General features: G+C 36.7%; 14 protein-coding genes. 8 read left to right on the top strand and 6 right to left on the bottom strand.

Annotated features, from left to right (window positions below; genetic code table 11):
* Positions 1–995: 995 nt before the first annotated feature.
* From J7E57_RS06535 to J7E57_RS06520, 4 genes are read left to right on the top strand one after another with little or no spacing between them, the layout of a single operon-like run.
* Complete coding sequence (locus J7E57_RS06535; protein WP_215126224.1) at positions 996–1,802, top strand: phytanoyl-CoA dioxygenase family protein; 807 nt, start codon at positions 996–998, stop codon at positions 1,800–1,802.
* A 4-nt stretch (positions 1,803–1,806) separates the two neighbouring features.
* On the top strand, positions 1,807–1,959 hold the full coding sequence (locus J7E57_RS06530) for a hypothetical protein (protein ID WP_215126222.1): 153 nt from the start codon (positions 1,807–1,809) through the stop codon (positions 1,957–1,959).
* Between the two features lies 1 nt (position 1,960).
* Positions 1,961–2,650 carry a CDP-alcohol phosphatidyltransferase family protein gene (locus J7E57_RS06525; RefSeq protein WP_251029819.1) on the top strand — a complete coding sequence of 230 codons (690 nt, stop codon included), beginning with the start codon at positions 1,961–1,963 and terminating at the stop codon, positions 2,648–2,650.
* A complete protein-coding gene (locus tag J7E57_RS06520; protein WP_215126220.1) occupies positions 2,650–3,117 on the top strand; it encodes a GtrA family protein in 468 nt (155 codons plus the stop codon). Before J7E57_RS06525 ends, J7E57_RS06520 begins: the two co-directional genes overlap by 1 nt.
* 273 nt (positions 3,118–3,390) lie before the next feature.
* Here the strand turns inward: J7E57_RS06520 and J7E57_RS06515 are convergent, their stop codons facing one another.
* The 3 genes from J7E57_RS06515 to J7E57_RS06505 all read right to left on the bottom strand — a co-directional run bounded on the left by J7E57_RS06515 (position 3,391) and on the right by J7E57_RS06505 (position 6,384).
* Positions 3,391–4,482: a phosphotransferase enzyme family protein gene (locus J7E57_RS06515; protein WP_215126219.1), complete on the bottom strand. Its 1,092-nt coding sequence runs from the start codon at positions 4,480–4,482 to the stop codon at positions 3,391–3,393.
* A 116-nt stretch (positions 4,483–4,598) separates the two neighbouring features.
* A complete protein-coding gene (locus tag J7E57_RS06510) occupies positions 4,599–5,951 on the bottom strand; it encodes a Gfo/Idh/MocA family protein (RefSeq protein WP_215126216.1) in 1,353 nt (450 codons plus the stop codon).
* A gap of 136 nt (positions 5,952–6,087) precedes the next feature.
* The gene (locus J7E57_RS06505) at positions 6,088–6,384 is read right to left on the bottom strand and encodes a beta-galactosidase (protein WP_215126213.1); all 297 of its coding nucleotides are present in this window, start codon (positions 6,382–6,384) and stop codon (positions 6,088–6,090) included.
* A gap of 510 nt (positions 6,385–6,894) precedes the next feature.
* On the opposite strand from J7E57_RS06505, the gene J7E57_RS06500 reads away from it, so the two are divergent.
* Entirely contained in the window at positions 6,895–7,701 is an 807-nt protein-coding gene (locus J7E57_RS06500; protein WP_215126211.1) for a hypothetical protein, read from the top strand.
* A gap of 68 nt (positions 7,702–7,769) precedes the next feature.
* On the opposite strand, the gene J7E57_RS06495 is transcribed toward J7E57_RS06500, so the two are convergent.
* Positions 7,770–8,219 (bottom strand): JAB domain-containing protein, encoded by a 450-nt coding sequence (locus J7E57_RS06495; RefSeq protein ID WP_215126209.1) that lies wholly within the window; start codon positions 8,217–8,219, stop codon positions 7,770–7,772.
* 451 nt (positions 8,220–8,670) lie between these two features.
* On the opposite strand from J7E57_RS06495, the gene J7E57_RS06490 reads away from it, so the two are divergent.
* Both J7E57_RS06490 and J7E57_RS06485 read left to right on the top strand, forming a co-directional pair.
* Positions 8,671–9,714: a nucleoid-associated protein gene (locus J7E57_RS06490; RefSeq protein ID WP_215126207.1), complete on the top strand. Its 1,044-nt coding sequence runs from the start codon at positions 8,671–8,673 to the stop codon at positions 9,712–9,714.
* Complete coding sequence (locus tag J7E57_RS06485; RefSeq protein ID WP_215126205.1) at positions 9,711–11,207, top strand: hypothetical protein; 1,497 nt, start codon at positions 9,711–9,713, stop codon at positions 11,205–11,207. Before J7E57_RS06490 ends, J7E57_RS06485 begins: the two co-directional genes overlap by 4 nt.
* 1,148 nt (positions 11,208–12,355) lie before the next feature.
* Here the strand turns inward: J7E57_RS06485 and J7E57_RS06480 are convergent.
* Positions 12,356–12,619, bottom strand: coding sequence for a sporulation initiation factor Spo0A C-terminal domain-containing protein (locus J7E57_RS06480; protein WP_215126202.1), 264 nt, complete (start codon positions 12,617–12,619; stop codon positions 12,356–12,358).
* Positions 12,620–13,120: 501 nt separating this feature from the next.
* On the opposite strand from J7E57_RS06480, the gene J7E57_RS27100 reads away from it, so the two are divergent.
* Positions 13,121–14,356, top strand: a complete 1,236-nt coding sequence (locus J7E57_RS27100; protein WP_251029818.1) for an AAA family ATPase — start codon at positions 13,121–13,123, stop codon at positions 14,354–14,356.
* A 660-nt stretch (positions 14,357–15,016) separates the two neighbouring features.
* Here the strand turns inward: J7E57_RS27100 and J7E57_RS06470 are convergent.
* Entirely contained in the window at positions 15,017–16,666 is a 1,650-nt protein-coding gene (locus tag J7E57_RS06470; RefSeq protein ID WP_215126200.1) for an arylsulfatase, read from the bottom strand.
* Between the last annotated feature and the right edge of the window lie 15 nt (positions 16,667–16,681).

The raw sequence follows: 16,681 nt of genomic DNA, 5'->3' as shown, positions 1-16,681 counted from the left end.
GAATACCGGAAACAAGTCTTAAATAATTAATAAGTTTGTCCAACTTTTTGGGGGCAGTCCATTCTTCGTTTACGGGCTTTCCATTTTAATCGGGTTTAGGAACAAAGGTGGGTACACTATACAACCCTAAAAATGAAATACTGTTTAGGCCATCTAGCCCCGGGTGCAGCGTTACCCCAATGTCATTAAGTTAAGCGTTTTTAACCACACATGAGCACAGATAAACACGGATTTTCATATCTGTGTGCATCCTTCCTATCCGTGGTTAAATTATTTATTCTATCGGTTGGTGTCTCACCGACCGAAATAGAAAACTATTTAGTAGGTTTTGGAATTAGGAAATGAGCGGTCTGTGGCTCTTGGAGGTTCTCAGTCCCGCCATTCGCTATAGCTCCGATGAAAAAAATCGGAGGCTGCCGCTACTGTCGGGTTTAGAAACCAGGGGTTGTGCACCCTGCAACCCTAAAAATGAAACACTGTCTTAACTGCTTAGCCCCGGGTGCAGCGTTACCCTGCAGCAAGGAGGTATCCCGAACTTTCGGGAAAGCGTAAAGCGAAACACGGGAACAAAGTAAACTATGATTACTGCAATTGCGCTCCAATAATAAAAAAATCTTTTCATTTAAAATAAAGCTGAGTGTTGCATGGTAACATCCAACACCACGATAAACTACAACAAAACGGCTCCAGTAGTCTTTATTTGCACATTTCTATCCGATTGCACGCCCTAAAATAAAGCTGAGTGTCAGATGGTAACATCTAACACCACGGATATCAGAAAAAAATATTTAAAAAAATTCAAATAAAATTCTTTGGAATATTAAAAATATGTTAGGTTTGTATTAAATACTACTAATACCATAGACTATGTCGAATAAAACAAACATGTTTTATTTTCCTCCAGTACCGAACCACTCGCCAATGCGAATGTGCTGTTGCTGCGCATAACGCTATCTCCAATTTATCCTTTTCCTAAATCTTTTAATTTTTTACACATGGCCACATCGTATCCAACCTTTGCCTTATCTGAACAATTAACACAAGAACAGCTTGATTTTTTTAACACACATGGGTTTATCCATTTCAAGAATTTCATCAAACCAGAAACGGTTTCTTCCATTATCGATGCTTCTAAACAGGTTGAACAAAAATGGATCGAACAAGATATTAAAAAAATAAACGGTGTACCCATTAAATATGGGAAAGATCTTGATGGCTCGGCAATTGTACAGCGTTTTGCCTTTATAAACCAACAGCATCAAACACTAAGCGGTCTCCTATTAGATCCACGCTTTAACGCATTGCTTCAATTGGCGGGCGATGGCGCGCGTTTAGGTACTGAAGAGAAAGATGGCATGGTGTTTAACCACTACATTAACGGACCAGAAAGCAAATTCAGTAAAATGGGCTGGCATACGGATGGTTTAAGGGATATTTTTTATGGCGCTAAACTAAACCCGATGCTGAATGTTGGCATCCACTTGAGTACCTTAAAACCTGAAAATGGCGGATTAAAAATTATCCCTGGCACCCATAAACAAAGTATTTACCAGATGCTCTTTCGCAAAAAATATTTCCTTGATAATAAACCTGATGCTGAAGAAGTATCGATATTACCCGAAGCAGGAGATTTAACCATCCACGATGGAAGACTGTGGCACAGGGTGGCAGAATCGGTCATACGTGGCGAGGAAAGCAGGAGGCGTGTAATTTACGTACCCATCATCGCAGGTAAATACGCGCCAAAAAATGAGAATAGTCCAACAGTATTTTATCAGCGCTTCGCCGGAATTGTAAAATAAATTTATGTTATTTGCCCTATTGTTTACTTACCTGGTCAGATCGGGGAAGCTAAAGCGAATGGCTGATTATTCTAAAGGTATTCCGAGGAAGATCAGTTTAAAATTTTACCGACCAGAAACAGCCATTCTCTTTGGCGTAATTTTGGCTGGCACTTAAATTGGAGGCTATTATTAAACTAAAAGAAGACCATTTAGATGGCAAAAGGGTATTTGCAGACCGTGAAAGGACAAATATTTTAAGAAAAGGCGAACAAGGGCTGATCCTTTTTTTGCTTCAAAGGGTTCCTAAGTGGATTACGCCCAATATGATGACAGGGATTGGCATGTTTGGATCGCTGATTGTGTTTTTAAGCTTTATTTTGGCTGGTTTTTATGCAAAAAGCTATTTGTTGATCGGAATTTTAGGTTTTATGATCAACTGGCTTGGCGATTCGCTCGATGGCCGATTGGCGTACTTTCGCAAAATCCCGCGCAAGTGGTATGGCTTTGCACTCGATATTGTGATGGATTGGCTCAGCATTATCCTGATCGGTTTGGGCTATTATTATTACGCTGATGGTGGCACACAGATTTTCGCATTTCTTTTTGTGGTATTGTACGGTTGGTCTATGATTATTTCTCAACTGCGTTATAAAATTACAGGCTTCTACCAAATTGATTCTGGCTATTTAGGCCCGACGGAATTACGCGTAATTATTTCGCTTATCTTAATTGTCGAAGCCTTATTTACAGGTGCCATTACTTATTTCGCAATTGCTATGGTATCGCTGTTATTGGTTATCAATATTATCGATACGTTTAAACTTTTGAAAGCGGGCGACGCTAAAGATGAGGAGGAGAAGGCATAATGACCTGGGCATCTGTTAAACTTTTTCTCAAAGCACAGGTATCTGCTTTTTCTGGAGGCGTTACTGATTATGGTTTAATGATTTTGCTAACAGAATGGTTGCATATTTATTTTACCATTTCGATCTTGATTTCTGGTACCATAGGTGGGATTGTTAATTTTTGCATTAACCGTTTCTGGGCATTTAAAAGCAACGATGGTTATTGCAGTTCTACAAGCGGACAGCTAATCAGGTTTTTTACTGTGGTTTTGGGGAGTATTTCATTAAAATCAGCTGGTACCTACTTATTGCACCGAAGTTTAAATCTGGATTATAAACTTGGCAGGCTTTTAATTGATAGTATTGTTTCTTACGGCTTTAACTATCCGCTGATGAAGTATTGGGTATTTAAAATCAATAAATTAGGCACTTCTGAAGCAGAAGAAGAAGATTATTTTGAAACACTTGGGGAAGAACAAAGAGCTTAATGGCATGCTTCTACCCTCTCGGTATATGCAGTATAATTTTCTATACCAAAATATATTAACAAACGTTTGCGCTTTATTTGTTAAAAAAGCAATTTCTAACAGTAAGTTTTTAATAAAATGGTGAAAAGATTTCTCTCCCGAAAGTTCGGGACTGCGCTCCAGTCGAAATGACGACCAATCATTACAACCTGCCATTGGTACTTAACTATAGGTAAAAAGGATGTCCAGCCCAAACGATGAAGCATAAAAACTGAACACCTTGCCTTTACCTTATTAGTTTAATATTATTTTAGCGTCATTTATTCTATTTTGATTAATTTTCTTAATAATCTCTTCAAATTTCGATTCTTTGGCGATGTACTTATTCAATAAATCGATCTGATTTAAGCCCCTCACCAAGTTGTGCTTAGCATAACTTGTTTTATAGTAAATATCGCCGTTTAAGAAATCTGCTATAAACCTTACCGCTTGCATGTAAATCATAAATTTACCCGAATAAATAAAGAACTGTTTTTCGGTAAAGGCCAAAACCTGGTCCATTTCTTCCATATAACCTTTATGTATTGCGGCGAAAACGTCTTCTCTAATGGCTATTTTACTAAAATCCTTTTCCTCTTCATTGGCTTCTGAGAGATAAGTACGCATCATATCGCCCACATCGCTGATAAAGTATCCCGGCATTACGGTATCTAAATCGATTACACATAAACCCACGCCAGTTTCGGCCTGTAGCAGTACATTGCTAATTTTGGTATCGTGGTGTACAACACGTAAATTAAGTGCACCGCTATCTACCATGTGTACATACTGCTCTTCTATATTGTAATGTCTGATAATCTCTTCTATAGCAAATTTTGCCTCGTTAATCCTTTCATCGCTAGCTTGTTCTAAAGCTTTTTTAAACTGCTCTACACGTAAAGGCAGGTTATGAAAATCTTCGATAGTGGGCTTTAATTTTTGTACGTTGAAGGCACAAAGCATCCTGGTAAATTTACCAAACTGCTTAGCAGCGTGATAAGCCTGCTCGGGATCATGTACAAAATCAACAGAGCAAGAATTTTCTACAAATGGAAAAATTCTGTAAAAATGATCGTCAATAACCACGAAATCATCTCCATTTGTAGCCGTAATTGGTGCAACAAATAAATATTTAGGGGCTGTTTGATCAAGATATTTTTTTATTGTCTCAATATTTTGAGCAATATTTTGAGGTTGGCGAAAAACCTCCGTATTCACCTCTTGCAAGATATAGGCTAATTTTTCACTGTAAACTTTCCAGGTATGGTTAATTAAGCCCGAGCCGAAAGGTTCAATTTTAAATTTTTCTGCGTTAAGTCCATAAGCACCTAATACTGCTTGAAACATAAGATGGTAATATATATTTGAATAAAAATTGTTCCAGGCAAACCATTTGATCAACCTGAATAAAGTTGCTTATTAAATTATGCGGGTAAGCCATATGGCATTACCCGCAAACGAGACTAAAAACCGCTATCGTCTAAAGCGAAAGTATTTTTCCGATCTTTCCACTTTCCTTTTGTAAAATCAGGGAATTTTTGCGGCATATTTCCTTCTTTTAAAGATTTAGTAGAAAGTGGCATAATTACACTCATTGTAACCGAATCATAAACGTCAATAGGGGTTTGTTTTTTCTGTTTTACCGCCTGGATAAAGCCATTAAATACAAACCAATCCATACCACCGTGACCAGCGCCTACAGCTTCTGTTTCATATTTTTTCCAAAGCGGGTGATCGTATTTAGCAAACCATTCTTGAGCCGGATCCCATACATCATCTTTCTTCGATTTATGATCGATGTATACTGATTTGTTTACATCCATCCAAAGACCTTTTGTTCCCTGTACCCTGAAACCGATAGAATATGGCCTGGGTAAGTGGGTATCGTGGCTTAACAATACAGTTTCGCCGTTTGCACAGTTGATCATTGTAGTGGTAACATCACCATTTTTATAGTTAATTTTAGCGTTAGGGTGGCCAGGAGAAACTTCTTCTACGTAAGCGGCCAAACCTCTTGCTTTAGAACTGAACGATACCAGGCTGGTAAAGCTGTTTCCTCTGTTAATGTTAGCATATTGCATTAAAGGGCCAACACCATGGGTTGGATATAAATCGCCATCCTGATCGATGTTGAACTGCGTACGCCATTGTGCCTCACTTAATGCTTTTGGCCCGTACTCTACCCCACCGCCGTAATAATCTTTACCGTTGTTAAAAAGTACGTTTCTTAAGTTATGCTGGTAACCACCTTCAAGATGCACCAATTCGCCAAAAAGGCCTTGTCTAACCATGTTTAATGCCGCCATTACATCTCTACGGTAACAAACGTTTTCTAAGGTCATGTAAGGCATGCCTGTTTTTTCAGAAGTATTTACAATATCCCAGTGATCTTGTACACTTAAACCTGCAATTACTTCGCAACCAACGTATTTTCCAGCTTTCATGGCATCAACTGCCTGGTCGCGGTGAAACTGCCATGGTGTTGCAATAATTACGGCATCAATATCTTTACGGTCTAAAAGTTTTTTATAAGCATCTAAGCCACCGGTGTACTCTGTTGCTGCAGGTCTACCTTTTTTGGCAATAAAATTACGACAGATTTTAAGTGAGCTTTCCTGGGTATCGCAAATTGCAACAATTTCTACATCGTCTCTTAAGGCACCTTCAGAAATATGGCTCATACCCCGTGCACCCACACCGATATAACCTACTCTTACTTTTCCACTGTCTGATGATGCAAATAAACTTCCGGTTGGCAGGATGGTTAAACCAGCAGCCGTAAATGCACCATTTTTGATAAAATCTCTACGTTCCATTTGTGTTATTTAATATTTATTGTTTAGTTTTTTAATTGATCCGGTTAATACTGAACAAACGTTTTACTTGCTATTCTTTCGCACTTTTACACCCCAAAACCCATTTACTTACAGTAATTTAATGAGCTAAAGGTTTTTAAAAAGTTTTTGGCTCTGGTAAACTGATCGGGTTGCTTTTCGTGCATATTCCAAAATAAGTAAGCGCAAACCGTATTAAACCCATTGCTTTAGCCATTTGCAAACGTTGTTTCCACTCGGCTTTTGGTATATGGGCAAAATGCATTTCACCACAGCCTATTACATACGGCTTGCCATTAAGCTCAAAAGACCCGTTACCTATTGCAAAGGTGTTTTCTTTTTGGGCCCAGCTATTAATAGATAAGCTTATTAATAGCCCTAAAACAAGTGTTTTTGTAAGCAAATGGATACGCATTTGTGCTGGCTTTTTTCGGTTTTGTTGATTTGTATTCTTTAAAAGTAGAACAAGCAAATGAGCATTACAACATAAATAACAGCGCAAACGATTGACTAATTTTTACGTTACCAATTATTTAAGCCCAAAGCAAATGATCTATTTAAATTGTTATGTAAGCTGTGCTGCAATGCCTCTACAATAATTGCCTATTGCCTGGCAAATGGTAATTAAAGCTTTTCGCCTTAGCCCTTTTACCACTATTTTGAAGGCTTTACATTTTAACAAAAGCCATACTGTAGAAATAATAAAAAATATGAGGAAGTATTTCCACAAAGGCCGCGCAAAATGGGGAAATACGGCAAAAACCTCTACAGTTTTATTCGCACACATACAATGCGCAGAAAGTTATTTTTTCACCTACGCATTAAAGCTTAAATCAGGGTTTTCGAATCATTTGAAAGGGTTTCAATCGAAAATTTGATGGTAGGCATACTTGCTTTCCTATTTAAGATTACCAAATGAGAAAATTTGGACAAGGTTTTGTCCACTACATTTTTGGAGGATGATTTTAAATTTAAATATTCTCTACAGTTAAGTAAAAACCTACCTAAATTAGAAAAGCTTATGGCGAATTCAGAAAGCGGCTACGCAAAAAAAGCAGCCAATTTAAAAGATTTAATTATTCGTTTAAAAACCCTTGGGGATGATTATAATCCCCCTAAACCCAAACTCTCAGTAGAAGCCTTAGAAATCTTATCTAAAAATGCAGACGATGCCACTCGTGTCCTAAGTTTGGTTTTGCCAGTTTATAGTAAAGCTGTTGATGAACAAGAGCTCATTTTCAAATCTTTAAATGCATTAATTACCAGAAGTTATAATTATTTAAAGGCAGCTATTGATAATCCTGCCGAGCTACAAACTGCTAAAACTCTTGCTGATCGTTTAAGAGGAATTGGGAAAAATAGCATATCCGCTGATGGCGCCACTGGCCCGTCTAAATCGCGGGTATCATACGACAATAGAGTGGAGAATCTTAAACAATACATTGATGTGCTAACCACGAGTAAAGTTTACGAACCTACTCAAGAGGATATCAGTATTGCCTCTTTCCAAACCCTACTAGCTAGTATAGAGAGCAATATAACAGCTGTTGCGATTGCTAAGACACCTGTTGATGATGCACGTAAGAACCGATTTAATATCTTTCATACAGAACAAATCGGCTTGGTCGATACAGTATTAGGCGTTAAAAGTTATATTAAAGCATCTTTAAATATTGATCACCCTCAGCGTAAACATATTTTAGCGCTAACTTTTACAAGAATGAAATTGTAAATATATTTTTAATACTTCCCTATAATTGTTTAATTAAGGCTATCTTTTTAAGATAGCCTTTTTTCATTTTAATCATTAAGGCATTTCTTCCTATAACTCAAATATGTTTTCGGGTTACAAATTATATAATCTATAATATCAATCTTCACTTTTTCACAGGTATTAAAACAAGTGCTTACAAAGAGTTCATCAACAGAATCTATAAAAAGAGACCTCTCGTCATTGTATTTCAAAATGACTATACCATAAGCATTACACGCTAGAGCTAAACCTATTACTTGTTGTATATAGTTACCCGTTTTCCCAAAATCTTGAAATTTGTACCAAGAAAAAACATGGTGTTCTTCGTTTACAAATAAAACATATCGTTCGTTTTCATGATTGGGCAAAGGCTTACCGCTGATACGTTTTAAAAATTTAAAAGAAAACTTAGCCTTACTTACATCTAAAGGCCGTTTGAGCGCTTGATAACTGAACTTAAGCTCAGCTAAAGCAATTTGATTTTTCGTTGGTTGCATTTTGAAAAAAGTTAAATAAGCGCCCAGGTCACTGCAACCAACGTCGGAAAACCGAAGTGATGCTAGACTTTCACCAGTATGCCTGGGCTTATAATAAATAATTAAAATTGCTGGATTTCTCCAACGTTGGTTGCACTATAAAGATAAGAAAATAGTTAATTAATATCTAATAAAAAACAATATAACAGAGATTAATTTTAAATATATGTCCTAAATAAAATTCATTCGCATGACAATAACCTTCTGGAATTGTTGCAGCTAATTTAGCCTATGCTTGACTATAGTTTATACATAGCATTTGAATTATTCAATTACCAGTTGCACTAGTTGTAATTATATTACATATATTCGTTATGCTAACCTAATTGTCTGTAAACGCTTTCACATTGTTCTACGTATCTTATGGTTGCTATTAAAATTACTTAAGAACTAAACCATTTATTACAGAACTATGGATATAATTTTCAATTACCTCTTCAAAATAGATATTGAAGGTAATCAAATCACTCAGCTACCGATGCCGGATGGACAAACTGATTTAAAAAACTACATTGTTACTTTACTTGACAAAATATTAGTTGATCCAGACAAAAAAGGATTTGAATTTCAAAGTGAAACAGCCGAGATTAGAACACTAATTGGAAATATCCTCGCTGTCCAAGATCAGAATCAGCATGAATATGCAATTCATTCAACTGCTGTGGCAGAGCGATTATTAAGGAAAGAGATAGAATCACAACAAAAAACAAATCTCAAAGTAGCACTGCTTAAAGGAATCGTAGTTGTTTCATTTGTCAAGTTTGATAATGGAAGCCAAAAGATAATTATCTCTAAGGCAGATTATGATGAATTTCTGGATGCCTTAACTTATGTAAACAGAACCGGATTTCCATTAAAAAAGAGAATTTACAAAGCCTTTCTTGCTGAAATTGATGACCAGAACACCGTTAATAAAGTAGCTGTCTTCGATACAAATTCAACATTCACAGTTTATTGGTGGCGGGACTTCTTGGAATTACAAGAAATTTATACTGATGAGTATAACACAGAGAATGTATTTGATACTATTGAAATGAAAGTGCTTGACCCGCTGAAGAAGAAATTCAAAGCTGATCATGTTAGTTTATGGAATGCTACAGTACACTATTTTAGAGTAAAACCTGAGTTTACTATGGAGGGTTATATTTCTGATATACTAACCGGGTATAAGCCATTTAATGATGACCTAGACATGCTAGAATTAGGTATTAAGGCGAAGAAGGCCCTCGAAACTGGGAAGTTCGACAGTAAATTCGCTATAGTTACTAAAATTATTAGTAAACGATTTAAAAAATCAATACCTTTGACTCCACAGATTGATCTTAATCTTAAGAGTGATATACAAAATTTGAAATCTACTATTAAGCGTTTTCAGGAACCAAATGGAGATAAATGGGTTATGATTAAATCTCCAGAAGGATATGAATATTTCAGTGATACAGATGTCATGCCATGATTAATTCTTCTCTACTTCCTTTAGTTTCGTTGTTTAATTATGGGAGCTGTAATATTGAAGAATCTATTGAGGAGGTAACTATTTGCCTTTTATCTGACAGTTACAAAGCCCTTGTAATTGGGCCCTTTATAAGTACAGTTAACTTAATTAATAAAAGGGATCAATTACTTATTTCGTTCTTTATAGGCGATGGAGATCCTAAAGAATTTTCAACTGGATCAGATGCTTCTGAATTTATTAAGGATGTCGATAGATTAAATGCAATTAGACAGGATGAAGAGATTAAAGTAGTTATTAAGATTTTTAAGAATCAGTCGGAGGGCATTATCTCTGTTTATGATTACGCTGCTCTATTAACTTTCTTGGAAAAACTATCTATACAAGCCATATTACTTGAATTTAATCGACTTATTAAAAAAGTTAATCTTCTGATATTCGAACACCAATCAGATGAAAAAGTTTCTAAAAGCAAATCTATTTGGTTTGTAAATAAAGATTTTTCTGGGCAACCTGATCAAATTGAACGTAACATCTTTATCAACAAAGCCAAAACATCATGCCATTATAATTTTTTAGCTGAGTTTGTGCTTGTCCCGCAAGACTTCTTTCTAAATATTGAAGCCTGCGCTAGACTTACACTGTTATTTAATCGGCTGGCTATCATAAATGCTATTGTATTTCTATTTGATATTACTGTCATAAATGATTCCAACCTAAACTATAAAATAAACGGATATAAATCGATTACCGGCGACACGGACTTGAATGACCTGCCAGCTGATCAAGAGAATCAATATTTCAAGATATATGATTGGGTTTATGACTCAGGCAATTTTAATGACAAAATTGGACTAGCGAGAAACATTATCAGCTTACATCTTGACGGTAAGGATAAAATTGAACTAAAGGGAGACCCATTTCAATCGATACAATCAAGCTATAAAGTATATGAAAAGCAAAATATTAAACAATATGTCGAGATAAGAAATAAAATATCCGACCAGTTGTTGAGCTTTCACGACAGAGCCAATAAGATAATTGAAACATTTGCATCCGGCTTTCAAAAAAGTGCACTTGCTTTAATTACCTTTTACACATCAGCGATTGTGCTTAAAATCTTAAACAAAGACAAACTGATTGAGGTTTTTACGATTGATGCAGCATTACTATCAACAGGATTTATTTTATGTTCAGCAGGTTACTTTTTTCTCTCAAAATGGGAAGTAAATGCCCAAAGAAAAAGATTTGAGCAAAATTATGCGGATATCAAAAAGCGATATGCTGACTTACTTGATGAACAAGACATTGAAAGAATTTTAAATAACGATAATGAGTTTAAAAATGATCTTAAGTTTATGATTGATAAGGGTAGAAATTATACTTTATTGTGGTTTTATTTTTTAATAATATTGCTGATTATAACTTGGCTATCATATTTCATTTATAACTCTCAGCTTTTTATAGAAATGGGATCATTCTTTCAGTATTATTAATAGAACAAAATTTATATTTATTAAGCCCTAATATAAAAAAAAGGACATCAGCGATAATGCCGTGCAACTAAATGCTCTATATCAAAGGATAACATTAATCGATTAATAACTATTATATATTAAAGTTATAATTTTTGTATCATTCATTTTTATAATAAAAAACCACTTTCTTCACAAACACCTCCATCCTATCTTTTAGCGACTGCAATTGTTCATAAGCCGCATCTACCCCCTCCATAGGATCTTTAATCTGTAAACGCTCCAATCGCTTAGGTTCTCCACCTGTAATTCTCTTTTCAAGCTCTAAAAATTCTTCGGGTGTTTGCCAGCGTTTAATTTCGGGGCCGTATATTCAATGCTTAGCAGCTTTTGCTTCCTGATAGATGGTAAAGCAAGTTACCAATGGCTTAGCTGGTTCTTCATATTTATAGTTCTCCCGTTTCTGTTCTAACTCGCTTTTTCTTATAAATTCTTTGGGCTTCATTTTGCTAGAATAAATGTAGATTCTTACTTCTTCTTACGGTCCTTTGGTTTGTCTGTAATTTGATTTAAAGTTGCAGCCTCCCTCAATAAATAGCGTTTTATAAGTTCGAATAACTCTTTCATATAATTTTAGTTTATGTTGTACAACCACGTGTTTCTAATTTCACAACATCTGGCCACAACAAAAATACTAAAAATATTAGCAATTTAAATGCTTATTTTCAACACTCCTATTAAGTGTAATTACTAAGAAAAGACTAGATCAATGCCTTAGTTTATTAAATCGACCCAATTATTATATTATCCTACCCGCGATTTATATTATCCTACCCGTGATTTATATTATTGCACCCGCGATTTATATTATTGAACCCGTGATTTATATTATTGAACCCGCGATTTATATTATGGCACCCTGCGATTTATATTATTGCACCTGCGATTTATATTATTGCACCCTAATTATTTCCTGATGAAAAATCTTGTCATGAATATTTAGGCTATCAACGTTGGGGAGATGAAATGCCATGCCCTTATAAAGGTAATAATAACAATTCAATGTATTCCATATGTTAATACGATTTGGAGGTTTTTAAATAGAAAAAGATTACGCAAAAAGAGAAGGGAACTAATTCTAGAACGAATGAAAAACTTGGGGGATTTGATTAAACAGGGAGCACAAAGTCAGCAACATCAGCCTTAGTTTTATTGTAAACATCCTCAATGTGTTCATTAAACTCTTTATTAACTTCTGATGGGTCTTTAGAGTTGATAGCGGCTACTATATCTACTTGGTTTTTTAATATACTGTCCAAGATAGCCTCAGTCCTTATCGTATACTCAATTAAAGCTATAAGCATGTTTGAAACTTTTTCTGGACTACTAATTCCTAGCTGTTCTCTAAATTCCTTTAATTTTTTTAAATCCATAATTCATGTTTTTTAGTGAACTATAAAAATAAACATCAACAATAATTTAATCAATAATGCAAGCTAACTTTTGGGTTACGTGCGTATAATTACCTAATTTAATATCAGCCAAAATTGCATATTTTTAACAAGTTTTGGCTGCAGATATTTATTTATTATCAGCCAAAAATGTATATTTTAAATAAATTTTGGCTGTGGATAATCTTACATTATCAGCCAAAAGTGTACATTTGAAGTACATTTTGGCTGCGGATATCTTATTTTAATCCTTAGCTATTAAAAGGGAACAATATGGAATTACTTATTGGAAGAATAGCGGAGAAAAAGATACTTTCAGAGATGCTTACCTCAACTTCATCGGAACTGTTAGCAGTTTAGGGCAAACGCAGGATTGGAAAAACTTTCCTGATCCGTTCGGTTTTCCATAAACAACTTATCTTTGAACTATCTGGCGTACATGATGCCAATACTGCCGAGCAGTTGCTCAATTTCAGTAGGGCCATGGCGGCGGCATTAGGTTCCCAATTACCTCCCGCAGCTCCTAAAAACTGGACGGAAGCCTTCTGGCAACTCAAGGAATTTGCAAGCCCTATACTTAAAAAAAGAAAAGCCGTAATTTTCTTTGACGAATTCCCTTGGCTAAGTTCGCATAAATCAGGCTTCCTTTCGGCATTTGAATATTTCTGGAACCAATGGGCATCGCAACAGCCGAATCTGATTGTTGCTATCTGTGGATCTGCAGCCACTTGGATGATCAAAAAAGTTGTCAACAGCAAGGGAGGCCTACACAATCGGATAACTCGGAAAATACGCCTTTTACCTTTCACATTGCATGAAACCGAACAGTATTTAAAAAGCAATAACATCTATATCGACCGTTACCAGATACTGACTATTTTTATGGCAATGGGCGGTGTGCCACATTATCTAAAAGAACTTAAAAAAGGAGAGAGCGCTACTCAAGCCATTGACAGACTTTGCTTCACTAAGGACGGTCTGCTTTCAACAGAGTACGCAAACCTTTATCGTTCTTTGTTCGAAAATGCAGACAGGCACGTTGCTGTGGTTAAAGCATTAGCGGGCAAAACATCGGGGTTGACAAGAAACGAGATTATTGCCTCCTGTAATTTACGAAGCGGGGGGACAACCAGTCTATTACTCGAGGAACTTGTAGAATCTGGCTTCATTACTCCTCATTTGCCTTTCAAGAAAAATGCTAATGAGAGCATCTATAAAATTAGCGATGAATATAGCCTTTTCTATCTCAAATTTATCGAACATTCGCGGGCTACCGGTGCAGGCACATGGCTAAAAAAATCATCTACCTCTTCATGGAAAAGCTGGAGTGGCTATGCCTTTGAAGGAATCTGCCTAAAGCATACAGATAATATTAAGCAGGCGCTGGGTATTTCTGGAGTGTTTACTGAAACTTCAGCCTGGCGATATGCGCCAAAAACCGGAATGGGTGCGCAGGTAGATCTGTTACTCGACAGGCAGGATAATGTCATCAGTATATGTGAAATGAAGTTCTCAAATACTGAATTCGTTATAGATAAGACTTATGCGGCCGAATTACAGAACAAACTTGACGTATTCCGCCGAGAGAGTAAGACCAAAAAAACATTGTTTCTAGCAATGGTAACAACTTATGGCATTAAAAACAATATTCATACTGTCGGTTTGGTGCAGAATCAGGTTACTATGGATGATTTGTTCTTACCCTTAAAACTAGTGTAACACATAAGGATAGTTAAAGTCTTTATTTTATCGTTTCAGTTAGCTAACCCACGATTTATATTATTGCACCCGCTATTTATACTACCAAAACCATATTTATCCACAGCCAAAACACGTACCCATATGCATTATTTTGGCTGTTGACATTTATTTATCAGCAGCCAAAATTGTATATTTTAAATATATTTTGGCTACAGATAATTTTATTAACAGAGCGGGTTATATGACCAAGAACCACAGCCCCATTCAGCAATAAACCCGGTAGCAACGGAAATCCTTTTTATTACTTAAGCGTAATCCCCCCTATTCTTGCTGCTGGTGACGTAAAATCTGCAATAAAAAGATTGGAGTGCATAACGGGGCTGCAGCACCCACGGGGGTATGAACGTTCGTTTTCAAATAAAAATGCATAAACTAATTGCAGACCACCCCCAATGTCATTAACTTAAGTTTTTTTACCACAGATGTTCACAGATAAACACAGATTTAAATACAGTATCTGTGTTTATCCTTTTTATCTATGGTTAATTTTCTTTTGCCTTAAACTCTTAAGTTGATGACATTGCCCCCCTAACCCTTCCAAAATTAGGAGCGGAGTTGGAGGTTACAAATAGGGTCTTCGACAGGCTCAGACTGACATTTTCTTTAAAAAAAAATCAACTAAAAGCCAAAACCCTCTGATACAACTTCCTGTACCTTACTTTTACGGAACTCTTTCATTGATGGTGGTTCTTTGGCCTCGAGCGTGGCAAAATCTACCACGCCTGTTCTTTTTGCCCAGTCGAAATAGGCTACCGATAACCTGCTCACCACATCGTGGTTTTGCCTGGCTACATTGGTGGTTTCGCCGCGGTCGGTTTCTAAATTGTACAGTTCCCAATTGTAGCCCGGCCAGGTAGATACCAGTTTCCATTTACCAGCACGCACTGCGCGATTGCCTGCACGTTCCCAAAATAGCGGTTCATCACGTTTCAGTTCGTTATCGTTACCAAACAACACTGGTAACAAGCTTTTACCGGCTAACGCATTCGGGGTAATGCCCTGATAGCTTTTAGGGTAAGTAGCCCCTGCCAGATCGTAAAATGTTGGTGCAATATCGATAATATGTCCGGTGCCTTTTTTAATGCTGCCCGGTTTAATTTTAGCCGGATACCAGGCAATAAACGGTGAGCTGATGCCACCTTCATACATATAATCTTTAAAGGCTTTTAATGGCGAATTTGAAGCATAAGACCAGTTTTTGCTTTGCGACTCATACGAACCAATGGTACCTACCGGGCCCGAATTGCGCACGGCACCTTTATACCATTTAACCAGATCTTCTGCAGGGGCGCCGTTATCAGAAATAAAAAGGATGATGGTATTTTTATCGGCACCAGTTGCCTTTAACTTATTTAAAACCTGGCCAATGCCCTGATCTAAACGATCTACCATGGCTGCAAAAATCTCCATCTTTTTGGCCCACTGACTACGTTGATCGAACGATAGTTTGTTCCAGTTATAGATATCGGCATCTTTTTCTGAGATGGTAGAATTACCATCAATAATACCCAGTTCCTTTTGTTTTTTAATTCTTTCGGTGCGGAGTACATCCCAACCTTTATCATAGCGGCCTTTGTATTTGGCAATATCTTCGGGCAGTGCGTGCAGGGGCCAGTGTGGCGCGGTATAGGCCAAATACAGGAAGAAGGGTTTATCTTTAGCGCTTTGATCTAAAAACTTTACGGCATTCTCGGTAATTACATCGGTTTGGTAAAATTTACCCGCTTCTAATGGGTAAGGTTTCCCATCAATGGTATATGCACGTTTTTTACCCCCTTCGTAATCGCCCTGATCGAAATAACTTCCATTTTCGGACATCATTACATGATCGAAACCACGCTGCCAGGGAAAACTAAGCTCTTTACCGGCTACATGCCATTTGCCTGACATTAAAGTGTTGTAACCCTGGGTTTTTAAAACCTCGGCCAGGGTAAGCGATTCTTTATTGAGGTAACCCTGATAGGCCGGAAGCCCAAGATCGTTGGCGAAATACCCCACCCCTGCTTTATGCTGGTACTGCCCTGTTAATAAGGAAGCACGCGTTGGCGCACAAATAGAATTGTTATAAAATTCTTTTAGCCGAAGGCCCTCATTGGCAAGACGATCTAAATTGGGTGTTTTAATTTCTGAGCCATAGGCACCAAGATCTGAATAACCCAGATCATCGGCCAGGATAAGAATAATATTAGGCTTGGCCGGCCTGGCATTTTGCGCAAAACCCTGGATGGCCAATAATGCGCCTACGCAGGTTAATATAACTTTGTTCATCTTTTTCTTTATTTA

This window comes from Pedobacter sp. ISL-64, assembly GCF_018613605.1.
Taxonomy (GTDB): Bacteria; Bacteroidota; Bacteroidia; order Sphingobacteriales; family Sphingobacteriaceae; genus Pedobacter.
The sequence above is the reverse complement of the archived record's forward strand: the minus strand, read 5'-3'. Positions and strand labels throughout refer to the sequence as shown.

What these genes read in the sequence shown, in the direction of transcription:
- J7E57_RS06535 (WP_215126224.1), top strand. Translation starts at nt 996, where the DNA reads ATGGCCACATCGTATCCAACCTTTGCCTTATCTGAACAATTAACACAA.
- J7E57_RS06530 (WP_215126222.1), top strand. Translation starts at nt 1,807, where the DNA reads ATGTTATTTGCCCTATTGTTTACTTACCTGGTCAGATCGGGGAAGCTA.
- J7E57_RS06520 (WP_215126220.1), top strand. Translation starts at nt 2,650, where the DNA reads ATGACCTGGGCATCTGTTAAACTTTTTCTCAAAGCACAGGTATCTGCT.
- J7E57_RS06515 (WP_215126219.1), bottom strand. Translation starts at nt 4,482, where the DNA reads ATGTTTCAAGCAGTATTAGGTGCTTATGGACTTAACGCAGAAAAATTT.
- J7E57_RS06510 (WP_215126216.1), bottom strand. Translation starts at nt 5,951, where the DNA reads ATGGAACGTAGAGATTTTATCAAAAATGGTGCATTTACGGCTGCTGGT.
- J7E57_RS06505 (WP_215126213.1), bottom strand. Translation starts at nt 6,384, where the DNA reads ATGCGTATCCATTTGCTTACAAAAACACTTGTTTTAGGGCTATTAATA.
- J7E57_RS06495 (WP_215126209.1), bottom strand. Translation starts at nt 8,219, where the DNA reads ATGCAACCAACGAAAAATCAAATTGCTTTAGCTGAGCTTAAGTTCAGT.
- J7E57_RS06490 (WP_215126207.1), top strand. Translation starts at nt 8,671, where the DNA reads ATGGATATAATTTTCAATTACCTCTTCAAAATAGATATTGAAGGTAAT.
- J7E57_RS06485 (WP_215126205.1), top strand. Translation starts at nt 9,711, where the DNA reads ATGATTAATTCTTCTCTACTTCCTTTAGTTTCGTTGTTTAATTATGGG.
- J7E57_RS06480 (WP_215126202.1), bottom strand. Translation starts at nt 12,619, where the DNA reads ATGGATTTAAAAAAATTAAAGGAATTTAGAGAACAGCTAGGAATTAGT.
- J7E57_RS27100 (WP_251029818.1), top strand. Translation starts at nt 13,121, where the DNA reads ATGGCGGCGGCATTAGGTTCCCAATTACCTCCCGCAGCTCCTAAAAAC.
- J7E57_RS06470 (WP_215126200.1), bottom strand. Translation starts at nt 16,666, where the DNA reads ATGAACAAAGTTATATTAACCTGCGTAGGCGCATTATTGGCCATCCAG.